General features: G+C 68.1%; 13 protein-coding genes. 12 read left to right on the top strand and 1 reads right to left on the bottom strand.

All coding sequences use genetic code 11. The features are described 5' to 3' along the window. A partial coding sequence (locus tag Q5H94_RS15095) for a helicase-related protein (protein ID WP_304562118.1) occupies nt 1–1,223 on the bottom strand: 1,223 nt, incomplete at its 3' end. Between the two features lie 113 nt (nt 1,224–1,336). On the opposite strand from Q5H94_RS15095, the gene Q5H94_RS15090 reads away from it, so the two are divergent. The 12 genes from Q5H94_RS15090 to Q5H94_RS15035 all read left to right on the top strand — a co-directional run bounded on the left by Q5H94_RS15090 (nt 1,337) and on the right by Q5H94_RS15035 (nt 14,709). Then, nucleotides 1,337–2,284, top strand: coding sequence for a cation diffusion facilitator family transporter (locus Q5H94_RS15090; protein WP_304562117.1), 948 nt, complete (start codon nt 1,337–1,339; stop codon nt 2,282–2,284). A gap of 13 nt (nt 2,285–2,297) precedes the next feature. Next, complete coding sequence (locus Q5H94_RS15085; RefSeq protein ID WP_304562116.1) at nt 2,298–4,133, top strand: DUF885 domain-containing protein; 1,836 nt, start codon at nt 2,298–2,300, stop codon at nt 4,131–4,133. A 94-nt stretch (nt 4,134–4,227) separates the two neighbouring features. Beyond that, complete coding sequence (locus Q5H94_RS15080) at nt 4,228–5,724, top strand: CoA-acylating methylmalonate-semialdehyde dehydrogenase (protein ID WP_304562115.1); 1,497 nt, start codon at nt 4,228–4,230, stop codon at nt 5,722–5,724. Between the two features lie 199 nt (nt 5,725–5,923). Continuing rightward, entirely contained in the window at nt 5,924–6,658 is a 735-nt protein-coding gene (locus Q5H94_RS15075; protein ID WP_304562114.1) for a glycoside hydrolase family 19 protein, read from the top strand. Between the two features lie 69 nt (nt 6,659–6,727). After that, nucleotides 6,728–7,870, top strand: a complete 1,143-nt coding sequence (locus tag Q5H94_RS15070) for an acyl-CoA dehydrogenase family protein (protein WP_304562113.1) — start codon at nt 6,728–6,730, stop codon at nt 7,868–7,870. Further along, the gene (locus tag Q5H94_RS15065) at nt 7,867–8,916 is read left to right on the top strand and encodes an enoyl-CoA hydratase/isomerase family protein (RefSeq protein ID WP_304562112.1); all 1,050 of its coding nucleotides are present in this window, start codon (nt 7,867–7,869) and stop codon (nt 8,914–8,916) included. The genes Q5H94_RS15070 and Q5H94_RS15065 overlap by 4 nt, the downstream gene beginning before the upstream one ends. Then, complete coding sequence (locus tag Q5H94_RS15060) at nt 8,917–9,699, top strand: enoyl-CoA hydratase-related protein (RefSeq protein WP_304562111.1); 783 nt, start codon at nt 8,917–8,919, stop codon at nt 9,697–9,699. A gap of 100 nt (nt 9,700–9,799) precedes the next feature. Then, nucleotides 9,800–10,678: a 3-hydroxyisobutyrate dehydrogenase gene (mmsB, locus tag Q5H94_RS15055; RefSeq protein WP_304562110.1), complete on the top strand. Its 879-nt coding sequence runs from the start codon at nt 9,800–9,802 to the stop codon at nt 10,676–10,678. Nucleotides 10,679–10,719: 41 nt separating this feature from the next. Continuing rightward, nucleotides 10,720–12,312, top strand: a complete 1,593-nt coding sequence (locus Q5H94_RS15050) for an MFS transporter (protein WP_304562109.1) — start codon at nt 10,720–10,722, stop codon at nt 12,310–12,312. Between the two features lie 43 nt (nt 12,313–12,355). Then, nucleotides 12,356–13,117: an NUDIX hydrolase gene (locus Q5H94_RS15045; RefSeq protein WP_304562108.1), complete on the top strand. Its 762-nt coding sequence runs from the start codon at nt 12,356–12,358 to the stop codon at nt 13,115–13,117. Nucleotides 13,118–13,127: 10 nt separating this feature from the next. Beyond that, on the top strand, nt 13,128–13,859 hold the full coding sequence (locus tag Q5H94_RS15040) for an extensin-like domain-containing protein (RefSeq protein ID WP_304562107.1): 732 nt from the start codon (nt 13,128–13,130) through the stop codon (nt 13,857–13,859). 43 nt (nt 13,860–13,902) lie between these two features. Further along, nucleotides 13,903–14,709: a hypothetical protein gene (locus tag Q5H94_RS15035; RefSeq protein WP_304562106.1), complete on the top strand. Its 807-nt coding sequence runs from the start codon at nt 13,903–13,905 to the stop codon at nt 14,707–14,709. The last annotated feature ends 5 nt before the right edge of the window (nt 14,710–14,714 follow it).

The raw sequence follows: 14,714 nt of genomic DNA, 5'->3' as shown, positions 1-14,714 counted from the left end.
GCGCCGTGCGGGGTCGGGCGGCCGTCGGCGTCGATCGCCTCCAGCGCCGCCAGCCGCGCGCGCGCCTCCCTGACGGCGGCCTCGGGCGGGGGATCGAGCCACGCCAGCGCGCGCGGATCGGTGACGCCCCACAAGGCGCAATCGAGCGTCACCGCCGACAGGTCCGCCTCCAGGATCTCGGGCGGATCGAAGCGCGGCAGGCCCGCCGTCGCGGCCTCTTCCCACAGGCGGTAGGCGACGCCCGGCCGCTGGCGCGCGGCGCGGCCCGCCCTTTGCGTGACGGACGCCTGGCTCGCGCGTTCGGTGACGAGGCGGGTCATCCCCGCCGCGCGGTCGTAGCGCGGGCGGCGCGCGAGGCCGCTGTCGACCACCACCGATATGCCATCGAGCGTCAGGCTGGTCTCGGCGATCGAGGTCGCCAACACGATCTTGCGGCGACCGTCGGGATCGGGCGCGATCGCGGCGCGCTGGGCGGCGGGTTCGAGGCTGCCGTGCAGGCGGTGGAGCGCGAAGCCCGCGCCGAGCCCCTCCAGCCGCTCCGCCGTCCGCTCGATCTCGGCGACGCCGGGCAGGAAGGCGAGCACGCCGCCGTCCTCGTCGCGCAGCGCGGTGCGGATCGCTGCGGCGACCGCGCCCTCGATCCGGTCGCCGGTGCGGCCGATATGCTTGAGCGTCAGCGGGTGCATCCGGCCTTCGCTTTCGATGACCGGGGCGTCCGCCATCAGCCGCGAGAAACGCGCGCCGTCGAGCGTCGCCGACATCGCCACCAGCCGCAGGTCGGGCCGCAGCCCACCCTGCGCATCGAGCGCCAGCGCCAGCCCGAAATCGCTGTCGAGGCTGCGTTCGTGAACCTCGTCGAATAGCACCGCCGACACGCCCGCCAGTTCCGGGTCGGCCTGAATGCGCGCGACGAAGATGCCCTCGGTCAGCACGGTCACGCGCGTCGCGGCGGAGCGCTTGCTGTCCATCCGCGTGGCATAGCCGAAGGTCCGGCCGACGGGTTCACCCGCCAGCGACGCCATCCGCTCGGCCGCCGCCCGCGCGGCGAGGCGGCGAGGGGAGAGCAGCAGGATTTCGCCGCCGCACCACTCCTCGCCGAGCAAGGCGGGCGCGACGGCGGTGGTCTTGCCCGCCCCCGGCGGCGCGACCAGCACCGCGCTCGACCCCGCGCGCAAGGCGGCGAGCAGATCGGGCAGGACGGCGAGGACGGGGAGGGCGCTCATCGGCGGCCACCCCTAACGGTTCGGGGACATGACGCAAATTTCAGCCGCCGCGTCCTAGTATCACGCGCGGGCGCGGTGCTAGTCGTGGCTTCGACACCGAAAGGGACTGCGCGTTGGCCGGCCATCATCACCATCATGACGGCCACGATCATGGCCACGACCACGGCCACTCCCACGGCCACGGCGGGCACGGCCATTCGCATGCGCCCGCCTCGTTCGACCGCGCCTTCGCGATCGGCATCACGCTCAACATCCTCTTCGTGCTGGCGGAGGCGGGGTTCGGTTTCCTCGCGCAGTCGGTCGCGCTGCTGGCCGATGCGGGGCACAATCTGTCCGACGTGCTCGGGCTCGCGGTGGCGTGGGGTGGGGCGACGCTGGCGCGGCGGGCACCGTCGAAGCGCTTTACCTACGGGTTCAAGGGCTCGACGATCCTCGCCGCTTTGCTCAACGCGCTGATGCTGCTGGTCGCCCTCGGCGCGATCGTGCTGGAGGCGGCGCAGCGCTTTACTGCGCCCGCGCCGGTGGCGGGCAACATCGTCTCTATCGTCGCGGCGGTCGGCATCGCGGTCAATCTCGGCACCGCGCTGATGTTCATGCGCGGGCGCAAGCATGACATCAACATCCGCGGCGCCTTCCTGCACATGGCGGGCGACGCGGCGGTGTCGGCGGGGGTGGTTGTGGTCGGCGTGATCATCTTGTTCACCGGGCTGACCTGGCTCGATCCGCTGGCGAGCATCGTCATCGCCGCGCTGATCTTCTGGCAGACCTGGGGGCTGCTGCGCGAATCGGTCGAGATGAGCCTCGCGGCGGTGCCGCGCGCGATCGACTACGACAAGGTCGGGGAGGCACTGGCGGCGCTGCCGGGCGTGGCGCGCATCCACGACCTTCACATCTGGCCGATGAGCACGACCGAGACGGTGCTGACCACGCACCTGCTCATGCCGGGCGGACATCCGGGCGACGCCTTCCTGCTGGAAACGCAATCGATGTTGCGCACCCGCTTTGGAATCGCGCATGCCACGGTGCAGGTCGAGACGACGGAATGCGTCGCCGGGTGTTGAAAAGGACGGACAGATGAAGATCACGCGGCGCGAAGTGATGGTGGGTGCGGGCGCGGCGGGGATCGCGGCGACGCTGCCCGCGGTGGCGGCGACTCCGGCAGGCGATGCGACGGTGCAGGCGACGCTCGCGGGCCTGGCCGAGGAAATCATGACCGACTGGCCGGAAAATGCGCTCGCGCTTGGCATCGACAACGGCAAGCGCGCGGCCCTTCGCGGGCGCTTCGGCAACACCACCGCTGCCGCCTATCACGACCGCGCCGCGCGCTGCGCCGCGCACCTCAAGACGCTCAAGGCGATCGATCGCAAGCCGCTTTCGCCGGGCACCGCGCTCGATCTCGACGTTGCGGAAAGCGCCTATGCGCTCGCCGACGAGGGTTTTCGCACGATGCCGGTGGGCGAGGTCGCGACGCTCGATCCCAACAGCTTCCGCAACACGCCGTACCTCGTGTCGCAATTGGGCGGGGCCTATTCGGACCTGCCCGATCTGCTCGAGAACAAGCATCAGGTCGCCGGGGCTGCCGATGCCGATGCCTATCTCTCGCGGCTGGAGGCGTTCGCCGCCGCGCTCGACGGCGAGACCCCGCGCATCCGCGCCGATGCCGTCAAGGGCGCGATCCCGCCGGTGCTCGTGATCGACATCACGTCGAAGCAGTTGCGCGGCATCCGCGCGACGCCCGCCGCGAGCCAGGCAATCATCACCAGCTTCACCGAGAAGTGTGCGAAGGCGGGGCTGCCCGCGAGCTACACGACGCGCGCCACCGCGATTTTCGACCAGAAGATCGCCCCCGCGCTCGATCGCCAGATCACCGCTTTCGACGCGATCCGTCCGAACGCGAGCGAGGTGCCGGGCCTCTGGCAGCGCAAGGACGGCGACGCCTATTACCGCTGGCTGGTGAAGGCGGGCACCACGACAAATTCCACGCCAGAGGAAATCCACGCGCTCGGCGTCGAACAGAATCGCGCGATCAACGCCGAGATCGACACGCTGCTGAAGGGGCAGGGGCTGACGCAAGGGTCGGTCGGCGAGCGGCTGACCGCGCTTTCCAAGCGCCCCGATCTGCTGTTCTCGAACGACGATGCGGGCCGCGCCAAGCTGCTCGCGTATCTCAACGGCCGCATCGCCGATATCCGCACCCGCCTGCCGCGCGGGTTCAATACGCTCGTGAAGGGCAATCTCGTCATCAAGCGCGTGCCGCCCGCGATCGAGGACGGCGCGCCCAACGGCTATGCTGGGCCGGGATCGATCGACGGCAAGATCCCCGGCATGTACTACATCAACCTCAAATCCACCGCGACCTGGCCGCGCTATTCGCTGCCGACGCTCTGCTATCACGAGGGCATTCCCGGCCACATCTGGCAGGGCGAATACAGCAACCAGCTTCCGCTGATCCGTTCGCTGCTCGCCTTCAACGCATATTCGGAGGGCTGGGCGCTCTATGCCGAGCAGCTCGCCGGCGAGCTCGGCGTGTATGACGACGATCCCTTGGGGCGGATCGGCTATCTCCAGTCGATGAACTTCCGCGCGTGCCGGCTGGTGGTCGACACCGGTATCCACGCCAAGCGCTGGACCTTCCAGCAGGCGCTCGACTGGTTCCAGGCGGGCACGGGGATGCCGGTCAACCAGCTCACGTCCGAGCTGCAGCGCTATTGCGCGATGCCGGGGCAGGCGTGCGGCTACAAGATGGGCCATAACGAGATCAACCGCCTGCGCGACAAGGCGAAGGCGGCGCTCGGCAAGAGCTTCGACCTCAAGGCCTATGACGACGTGATCGTGAAGACCGGCAACGTGCCGCTCACCCTGCTGGAGCGCGTCGTTGACCGGCATGTCGCGGAGTCGATCACCACCTGATCGCAAGTCGAGGGTTGCGGCCCTATATGCGTGCTGGGATAGAGCCGCGACCTGCACGGGGTAACGGCCCCGGCAAGACCTTACGGAGAGCAAGATGCGCGTCATCGACCATATGATCGTCGGCTATCAAGGCGGAGCCGGTGGGCGCACCAGCCAGGTCTTCGATCCGAACACCGGGCAGGTGCAGGCGACGGTCAACCTCGGCACGCAGGCGGAGCTCGACGCGGCGGTCGCGGTGGCGCAGGCGGTGCAGCCCGAATGGGCGGCGATGAATCCGCAGCGCCGCGCGCGCGTGATGTTCCGGTTCAAGGACTTGATCGAGCAGAACATGCAGGCGCTCGCCGAGATGCTGAGCGCGGAGCACGGCAAGGTGATCGACGATGCCAAGGGCGACATCCAGCGCGGGCTGGAGGTCGTGGAGGTGTGCGCGGGCATCCCGCACATGCTGAAGGGTGAATATACGCAGGGCGCCGGTCCGGGCATCGACGTCTATTCGATGCGCCAGCCGCTCGGCGTCGGCGCGGGCATCACCCCGTTCAACTTCCCGGCGATGATCCCGATGTGGATGTTCGCGCCCGCCGTATCGGTCGGCAATACCTTCATCCTCAAGCCGTCCGAGCGCGATCCGTCAGTGCCGAACCGGCTGTGCGAGCTGTTTCTGGAGGCGGGCGCGCCCAAGGGCGTGTTGCAGGTCGTCCACGGCGACAAGGAGATGGTGGACGCGATCCTCGATCATCCCGGCATCGCCGCCGTCAGCTTCGTCGGCTCGTCCGACATCGCGCAGTACGTTTATTCGCGCGGCGTCGCGGCGGGCAAGCGCGTGCAGGCGATGGGCGGGGCCAAGAACCACGGCATCATCATGCCCGACGCCGATCTCGACATGGCGGTCAACGATCTGATCGGCGCGGCCTTCGGCTCGGCGGGCGAGCGCTGCATGGCGCTGCCGGTCGCGGTGCCGGTCGGCGAGGAAACGGCGGAGCGGCTGCGCGAGAAGCTGGTCGCGGCGATCGACACGCTGCGCGTCGGCATATCGACCGATCCGCAGGCACAGTACGGCCCGGTGGTGACGGCGGCGCACAAGCAGAAGGTCGAGCAGTGGATCCAGACCGGCGTCGACGAGGGCGCGGAACTGGTCGTCGATGGGCGCGGCTTCAAATTGCAAGGTTACGAGGACGGCTTCTTCGTCGGGCCGTCGCTGTTCGACCATGTCACCCCGGAGATGAGCGCGTACAAGGAGGAGATCTTCGGCCCCGTCCTGCAGATCGTCCGCGCCGCCAATTTCGAAGAGGCGGTCGCGCTGCCCTCGAAGCATCAATACGGTAACGGCGTCGCGATCTTCACGCGCAACGGCCATGCGGCGCGCGAATTCACGCAGCGCGTACAGGCGGGCATGGTCGGCATCAACGTGCCGATCCCGGTGCCGGTCAGCTACCACAGCTTCGGCGGCTGGAAGCGCTCGGCGTTCGGGGATCACAACCAGTACGGCATGGAAGGCGTGCGCTTCTGGACCAAGACCAAGCTCGTCACGCAGCGCTGGCCCGACGGCGGCGGCACCGGCGACAGCGCGTTCATCATCCCGACGATGGGGTGATCTGAAAGATCGCCCCATCGTCGCCCCGGCGAAGGCCGGGGCCGCTGCGTTTGGGGCGAGCGTTCTGTCCAGCAACACGGCGGCCCCGGCCTCCGCCGGGGCGACGGCTAGACGCTGTCCTACACCTTGGCACCTGCAGTATTTGTCCAATCGGCGCGCTCGCCGGTGTGGCATTTTGCGCGTGATCCGGGGGCTTCACATGATCAATGCAAAGCGTGCGCAGCAGCGGCTTGTCGATCGCGGGTTCGCGATCAAGGCGGACGGCGATTTCGGCGGCAAGAGCTTCGCCGCGCTGATGACCTTCGTCGGCGGGCGGACGGCGGTGTCGCCGCTGCGCACCGACCTCGGCAAAGCGGCGGCGAAATATTTCGTGACTGCCGGGCTCACCACCCCCTTACGCATTGCGCACGCGCTGGCGCAGCAATCGGTCGAGACGCGCGGGTTCAATACGCTGGTCGAGAACCTCGACTATACCGTCGCCGGGCTGCGCAACACCTTCGGTCGCAACCGGATCAGCGATGACGAGGTCGCGCTGCTCGGGCGCGGGCCGGGCGAGGGGAGCCTGTCGGCCGAGCGGCAGGAGACGATCGCCAACATCGTCTATGGCAGGGCCTTCGGGCTCGCCAATCTCGGCAACAGCCGCGACGGCGACGGCTGGAAATATCGCGGGCGCGGCATCAAGCAGACCACCGGCCGCGCCAACTACGCTCAGGTCGCGACCGTCACCGGCCTCGATGTCGTTGCGAAGCCGCAACTGCTGGAGGATCCCGATATGGGCGTGCGTGCCGGCTGCATTTTCTGGCAGGCAAAGGGCTGCAACGCCGTCGCCGATCAGGACGATATCCGCGCGCTGACGCTCCGCATCAACGGCGGCACCAACGGCCTGACGGAACGTACGGCGGCGCTGGCGCGGGCGAAGGCGATCCTTCTCTAGCGCGTTCTCGTGCTTTCGCGGGAGAACAAGAAGGTGTTCACGCCGGTCTGAATCTGTATGGCATGGCGCATGAGCGGCCAGTTCGACCTCACCGACGATCAGCTCGAGATCCAAGAGCTTGCGCGGCGCTTCACCGCCGACCGGATCACGCCGTTCGCGGCCGAATGGGACGAGAAGCATCTCTTCCCGCGCGACACGATCCGCGCGGCGGCGGAACTCGGCTTCGGCGCGATCTACGTGAGCGAGGTGTCGGGCGGCATCGCACTCGGGCGGCTGGAGGCGGCGTTGATCATGGAGGCGATGGCCTATGGCTGCCCCTCCACCTCGGCCTTCATCTCGATCCACAACATGGCGACCTGGATGATCGACGCCTTCGGTGCGGAGGCGGTCAAGGCGAAGTATCTGCCCGCCCTCGTCACGATGGAGAAGATTGCCAGCTATTGCCTGACCGAAGCGGGCTCGGGCTCGGACGCGGCGGCGCTTCGGACGCGCGCGGTGCGCGACGGCGACGACTGGATCGTCACGGGCAATAAACAGTTCATCTCGGGCGGCGGCGAGAACGAGGTCTATGTCGTCATGGTCCGCACCGGCGAGGAGGGGCCAAAGGGCATCTCCTGCCTCGTCATCGAAAAGGACATGCCCGGCGTCAGCTTCGGCACGCAGGAGCGCAAGCTCGGCTGGCATTCGCAGCCAACCGCGCAGCTCATCCTCGACGGCGTTCGCGTGCCGGGCGAAAACCTCGTCGGCGGGCTCGGGGACGGCTTCAAGATCGCGATGTCCGGGCTCGACGGCGGGCGGCTCAACATCGGTGCCTGCTCGCTCGGCGGGGCGCAGCGGTGTCTCGACGAGGCCGTCGCTTACACCAAGGACCGCAAGCAGTTCGGCAAGGCGATCGCCGATTTCCAGAACACGCAATTCACCCTCGCCGACATGGCGACCGAACTCGAGGCGGCGCGCGCGCTGCTCTACATGGCAGCGGTGAAAGTGACGGAAGGCGCGCCCGACAAGACACGCTTCGCGGCGATGGCGAAGCGGTTGGCGACCGATACCGGATCGGCAGTCGCCGACCGCGCGCTGCAGTTGCACGGCGGCTACGGCTATCTCATGGACTATCCGATCGAGCGCATCTGGCGGGATCTGCGCGTCCACCGCATCCTCGAAGGGACGAACGAGGTGATGAAGATGATCGTCGGGCGGGAGCTGGTGCGGTGAGCGATATTCTGACCTCCGTCGAAGGCAAGGTGCTGCGCCTGCGGCTCAACCGGCCCAAGGCGATTCACGCGCTCAACAGCGGCATGTGCGTAGCGATCCTCGACGCGCTGACGGCGGCGGAACGCGATGCGGGCGTCGAGGCGGTGGTGATCGATCACGCGGAAGGCCGTGGTTTCTGCGCGGGCGGCGACATTCGCATGCTGGCGGAAAGCGGGGCCGGCGACGGCGTGGACGCGCGCGCGTTCTTCCATCTCGAATATCAGATGAACCACCGGCTGTTCACCTTCGCCAAGCCGACGGTCGTGTTCATGGACGGCATCACGATGGGCGGCGGCGTCGGCATCGCCGGGCCGTGCCGCTACCGCGTCGCGACCGAGAACACGCGGCTGGCCATGCCGGAGACCGGGATCGGCCTGTTCCCCGATGTCGGCGGCGGCTGGTATCTGTCGCGACTGCCGGGGCGGATGGGTGCCTTTCTGGCGCTGACCGGGCACCGGCTCGACGGCGCGGAATGCGTCGCGCTCGGGCTGGCGACGCACTATCTGGAGAGTGCGCGGCTTGACGAGGCCAAGGCGAGGATCGCAGCGGAACCGCAGCATGTCGCAGCAATTCTAGATGCGGTCGCCTCGCCGCCGCCTGCCGCCAAAGTTCTGGACTATCGCGAGACGATCGACCGGCTATTCGCCGGCGACAGCGTCGAGGGCATCATTGCTGCGCTGGAGGCGGACGGCGGCGACTGGGCTGCGGCACAACTCGCCATCCTGCGCACGAAGTCTCCGCAATCGATGAAAGTATCGCTGCGGCTCGTCGAGGAAGGCGCTCACATGGCCACTTTCGAGGACGAGATGCGACAGGAATATGCGGTCGCCAGCCACGTCGTCCAGCGCCACGATTTCATCGAGGGCGTCCGCGCCCTGATCGTCGACAAGGACAATGCGCCGAAGTGGAACCCCGCTTCGGTCGAAAGCGTCAGCGATCACCTGATCGACCAGATTTTTGCGCCCTTGCCGGACGGCGAGGCATGGACCCCAGCACAGGAGGCCTGAATGGCTGAGTATGAGAACATCCTCGTCGAGCAGCGCGACGCCGTCACGCTCATCACGCTCAACCGTCCGCAGGCGCTCAATGCGCTCAACAGCGACGTGCTGGCCGATCTCACCGCCGCGTTCGGCGCGTTCGACGCCGATCCGTCGCAGCGCTGCGCGGTGCTGACCGGCAGCGGCGAAAAGGCTTTCGCGGCGGGCGCCGACATCAAGCAGATGGCCGACAAGCCGGCGGCGGATTTCTTCCTCGAGGACTTCTTCTCCGGCTGGCAGACCGGTGTGTTCGGCACGCGCAAGCCGTGGATCGCTGCCGTGAACGGCTTCGCGCTCGGCGGCGGGTGCGAGCTGGCGATGATGGCGGATTTCATCATCGCGTCGGACAGCGCGAAATTCGGCCAGCCCGAGATAAAGCTCGGCGTCGCCCCCGGCATGGGCGGGTCGCAGCGCCTGACGCGCGCCGTCGGCAAGGCCAAGGCGATGGAAATGTGCCTGACCGGCCGGATGATGGGCGCCGAGGAAGCCGAACGCGCGGGCCTGGTCGCGCGCGTGGTGCCGGCTGCCGATCTGCTTGAGGACGCGCTGAAAACCGCCGCGGCGATCGCGGCGATGCCGATGATGGCGGCGATGGTGAACAAGGAGATGGTCAATCTCGCGTTCGAGACGACGCTCTCGCAGGGCATCGTCTCCGAGCGCCGCCTGTTCCAGATCCTCACCGCGACCGAGGACAAGGCCGAGGGCATGGCGGCCTTCATCGAGAAGCGTGCGGGGGTTTGGAAGGGTAAGTGATTGTCGCCCCGGCGGAGGCCGGGGCCGTTGCGTTGCCTGGCGCAGCGATTGCCAAAAACATAGCGGCCCCGGCCTCCGCCGGGGCGACGGAGTAGGATTTATGGCACGCATAGCCTTCATCGGCCTCGGCAACATGGGTGGCGGCATGGCCGCGAACCTGGCGAAGAAGGGACATGACGTCCGCGCCTTCGATCTCTCCGCCGAGGCGCTGGAGCGGGCTAAGGCGGCGGGATGCCTGCCGGTCGACTCCGCCACTGCCGCCTGCGACGGCGCTGAGGCGGTCATCACGATGCTGCCCGCCGGAAAACACGTCGAGGGCGTCTACGGCGATGCCATCCTCGCCTCCGCGCCGGCCTCCGCGATCCTGATCGATTGTTCGACGATCGACGTCGCCACCGCGAAGCGCGTCGCCGAGGGCGCAATGGCGCGCGGCTTCGCGGCGGTCGATGCGCCGGTCTCTGGCGGGATCGCGGCGGCGGCGGCGGGCACGCTCACCTTCATGGCGGGGGGCAGCGCCGAGGCGTTCGAGCGGGCGCAGCCGTTCCTCGCCGACATGGGCAAGGCCGTCATCCACGCTGGAGCGAACGGCGCGGGGCAGGCGGCGAAGGTCTGCAACAACATGCTGCTCGGCGCGACGATGATCGCGACGTGCGAGGCGTTCCTGCTCGCGCGCAAGCTCGGCCTCGATCCGCAGAAGTTCTTCGATATCGCGTCCGTGTCCTCGGGTCAGAGCTGGTCGATGACGAGCTACGCACCGCTGCCCGGCGTCGGGCCGGAGACGCCCGCCGATCACGATTATCAGGGCGGCTTCGCGACCGCGCTGATGCTCAAGGATCTGAAACTGGCGGCGGAGGCGGCCGCCGATGTCGGCGCAGACACGCCGATGGGCGCGCGCGCGGCGGACCTCTATCAGAAGTTCGCCGATGCCGGGCAGGGCGGCACCGATTTCTCCGGCATCATCCGCATGCTGGACAGCTGAACGGCCCCGCCGCTACACCGATCGAAACAGGGGGAGCGGACGTGGCGACAGCAATCGACGGGGAAAAGCGCGCGCCGACGCGGAAGGAGATCCAGCTCGTCATCGCCGCGTCGTCGCTCGGCACCGTGTTCGAATGGTATGATTTCTTCATCTACGGCACGCTCGCCAAGCTGATCGGCCAGGCGTTCTTCCCGGCCAGCAACGAGACGTTGCAGACGCTGCTGACCTGGGCGGGCTTCGCGGTCGGCTTCGGATTCCGGCCCTTGGGCGCGGTGCTGTTCGGCTTTCTCGGCGACAAGCTCGGGCGCAAATACACGTTCCTCGTCACGATCGCGCTGATGGGCGTGGCGACGGCGGCGGTCGGCTGCGTGCCGCCTGCCGCGCAGATCGGCCTTGCGGCACCCGCGATCATCCTGCTGCTGCGCATCTGCCAGGGCCTTGCGCTCGGCGGGGAATATGGCGGCGCTGCGATCTACGTCGCGGAACATTCGCCGCCGGGCCGGAGCGGCTATTTCACCAGCTTCATCCAGGCGGGCGTGGTCGGCGGGTTCATCCTCAGCCTCATCGTCGTGCTCGCCACCAAGGCGATTTTGCCCGCCGCCGTCTGGGCGGACTGGGGCTGGCGCATCCCGTTCGTATTCTCGCTCGTGCTGCTGTCGATCTCGCTGTGGATGCGCCTCAAACTCTCCGAGAGCCCGGTGTTCAAGGCGATGAAGGCGAGCGGCGAGACCGCGCGCAATCCCTTTACCGAGAGCTTCACCTATCCCGGCAATCTCAAGCGGCTGTTCGTCGCGCTGTTCGGCATCGCAGCGGGGCTGACCGTGATCTGGTACACCGCGATGTTCAGCGTGCTGAGCTTCCTCTACACGATGCGCGTCGACGAGACGGCGGCGCAGATCATCGTCGGAATCGCGGCGCTGCTCGGTCTTGGTTTCTTCATCCTGTTCGGGCGGCTGTCGGATCGCTTCGGGCGCAAGGGCCCGATCGTGCTCGGCTATGCGGCGACGCTCGTGCTGCTGTTCCCCGCCTTCTGGCTGATCGGCGGCGCGGCCAATCCCGGCCTTGCGGACGCTGCGCGCCACGCGCCCGTCGTCGTGTCGGGGCCGCACTGCAAATACGATCCGTTCGCCGCCAAACAGGCCGACGAATGCGGACGGCTGCTCGACTATTTCTCGAAGAAGGGCGTCGCCTACAAGAAGGGCCACACGCCCGTCACGCTGGTGATGATCGGCGGCGAGGCGGTGGCCGACACCACGCCCGCCGGGCTCGATACGGCGCTGACCGAGGCCGGATACAACCTCGACAAGGTGGTGCCTTCGCCGGGCAATATCGCACTCATCATGATCGGGCTGCTCGTCCTCTCGGCGCTCTCCGGCGCGACCTACGGCCCGGTCGCGGCCTTGCTGTCGGAGCTGTTCCCGCCACGCATCCGCTACAGCTCGATGTCGATCCCCTATCATATCGGCACCGGCTATTTCGGTGGTTTCCTGCCCTTCATCAGCCAGTATATCGTCGCGCGCACCGGCAACCCCTATTCCGGCCTGTGGTATACGTTCGCGGTGGTGGTGATGGCGCTGCTGGTGACGCTCTGGGGCCTGAGCGAGGACCGGCCGGGCACCGCCCACGTCGAGTGATTGCGCGTTGCCGGGCGGGGACAGGCTCCCTAAGTCCAAAGCCATGAGCAATTCCCGTGAGGTTATCCCGGCTGCGACCCTCGTGCTGTTCCGCGCGCGCGACGGGGCCGCGCCGCAATTGCTGATGGTCGAGCGTGCCAAGGCGATGTCGTTCGCGGCGGGCGCGACGGTGTTCCCCGGCGGCCGCGTCGACGCTGGCGACCGTGCGCTGGCGGCGACCTTCGCAGGCGACCAGGACATCATCGCGGGCGCCATCGCCGCGATCCGCGAGACGATCGAGGAAGCCGGCATGCCCGTCGGGCTGATCCCAGCCCCCCATATTGCTGCGCTTACGGCGCTGCGGCAGGCGCTGCACGGCGGCACCGCCTTCGGCAAGGCGTTGCACGATGGCGGCTTCGCGATCGATCCGGCGCTGCTGGTGCCCTTTGCGCGGTGGTTGCCGCCCGCGGGCGCAGCGCACCGCGTATTCGACACGCGCTTCTACCTCGCGGAGGTGCCGCCGGGCGCGCCCGAGCCGGTGGTCGACGATACCGAGAACGTCAGCGTTTTCTGGGCCAGCGCGCAGGAGGTGCTGGACGCGGCGGAGGAGCAGCGGCTGGAGATCATCTTTCCCACCCGCCGCAACCTCGAACGGCTCGCACGGTTCGGCAGTTTCGCCGAGGCCTGCGCGGATGCAGCCGCCTATCCGCCGCGCACCGTCACATCCTGGATAGAGGAGCGCGGTGGCATTTCCTACGTCTGCATCCCCGAGGATCTCGGCTATCCGGTCACGTCCGAACCGGCCGTGAGCGCGATGCGCAGTTGATGCCGGCCCAATGATCATAGGGCTGCGCCGCGCGGCGGGCGCGATGGTGATCGCGGCGCTGGTGCTGGTGATCGTGCTGGCCGCGCTCGCTGGCTTGCGCGCCAAGCCGCAGGATCTGCCGTGGGCGCCGCTGCACCTCGGCGAACCAACCGGCCTCTTCACCGGCCGCAAGCTCGCCGGCCTGCCGCGCGACGGCGTGAAATGCGCGGCGCTGCTGCGCGAGGCGGGCGTGCGCTTCGAACCGGCCAAGCCGATCAAGGACGGGGAGGCGTGCGGCTATGCCGACGGCGTGCGTTTCGCGGCCGGTGGATCGCGCCGCATCACGCTCGCTCCCGCCGATCCCGTCATGGCCTGCCCGGTCGCGGCGGGCATGGCGATGTGGGAATGGAACGTCGTCCAGCCCGCCGCGCGCCGCTATCTCGGTGCGCCGGTCGTCGCGATCGAGCAGCTCGGCACGTACAATTGCCGCGCGATCCGCGGCGATGCGAGGGTGTGGAGCGAACATTCGACCGCCGACGCGATCGACGTCTCCGCCTTTCGCCTCGCGGACGGCACGCGCGTCGTCGTCACCGACGACTGGCAGGGCGACGGCCCGCGCGCGACCTTCCTGCACGTCGTGCGCAACGGCGCGTGCGGGCTGTTCGCGACGGTGCTGTCGCCCGAATACAATGCCGCGCACCACAATCACCTGCATCTCGATCAGGCGGCGCGCGGGAGCATGGGCTGGCGGGCGTGCCGCTGAATGCGCATAAGGCGGCGCAGGTGTTTTCCGGGGGCATGACGGAATGAGCGACGATCCATCGACGGACCTTGTCACCACCGATCCGGCCGCGCTGCCGCGCATCGCCGACGTGGGCTGGCTGCTCGACAGCGGCGAGGCGCAGTTCCTGTGGGACGCCCCCAGGCGCGTCCGCACCTTCGAGCGCAACCGGGATCATGCCAAGGCGGTCAACAACTGCCCCGCCTATCTCGATTACGAATCGCGCCTGTTCGAGGTGCCGTGCCCGATCGACCTGCGCCTGCGCATCCAGAAGGACGCGCAGGGGCGTGTCGGCATCATGAACCCGGATGGCGACAAATCGGGCGTGCGCATGTCGCACCTCAACAAGCTGTTCGTCGTGTCGCCGCCGAACGAATGGCGCCACCCGAACCGGCCGATCGTGCAGTTCGTCACGCCCTATGTGTTCGTCGCCGACGAGGCCGTTTGGGTTACGCAGCTTCCCCCGGTGCAGCATTTCAATCCCGCGCCGTGGCCCGGCCTGCTGATCGGCGGGCGTTTTCCGACGCATATCTGGCCGCGCACGATGATGTGGGCGTTCGAATGGTGGGACATGGGGCGCGAGCTGGTGCTGAAGCGCGGGGAGCCGTGGTTCTACGTCAATTTCGAGCCTGCGGAGCCGTCACGCCCGGTGCGCCTGTCGGAGGCCGAGCTGACGCCCGAGCTGGCGGAATATCGCAAGGGGATGAGCGGCGTGACCAACTACGTCAACCAGACCTACGCGCTGTTCAGGATCGCCGAGGAGCGCCGCCCGCCACGGCTGTTCAAGCCCAGGCAGCGCGGGGCGGTGGATGACAGGATCGATGAGAATTGATCCCC

It is taken from the genome of Sphingomonas immobilis (assembly GCF_030580995.1).
In the GTDB taxonomy this organism is placed as follows: Bacteria; Pseudomonadota; Alphaproteobacteria; order Sphingomonadales; family Sphingomonadaceae; genus Sphingomonas; species Sphingomonas immobilis.
The sequence above is the reverse complement of the archived record's forward strand: the minus strand, read 5'-3'. Positions and strand labels throughout refer to the sequence as shown.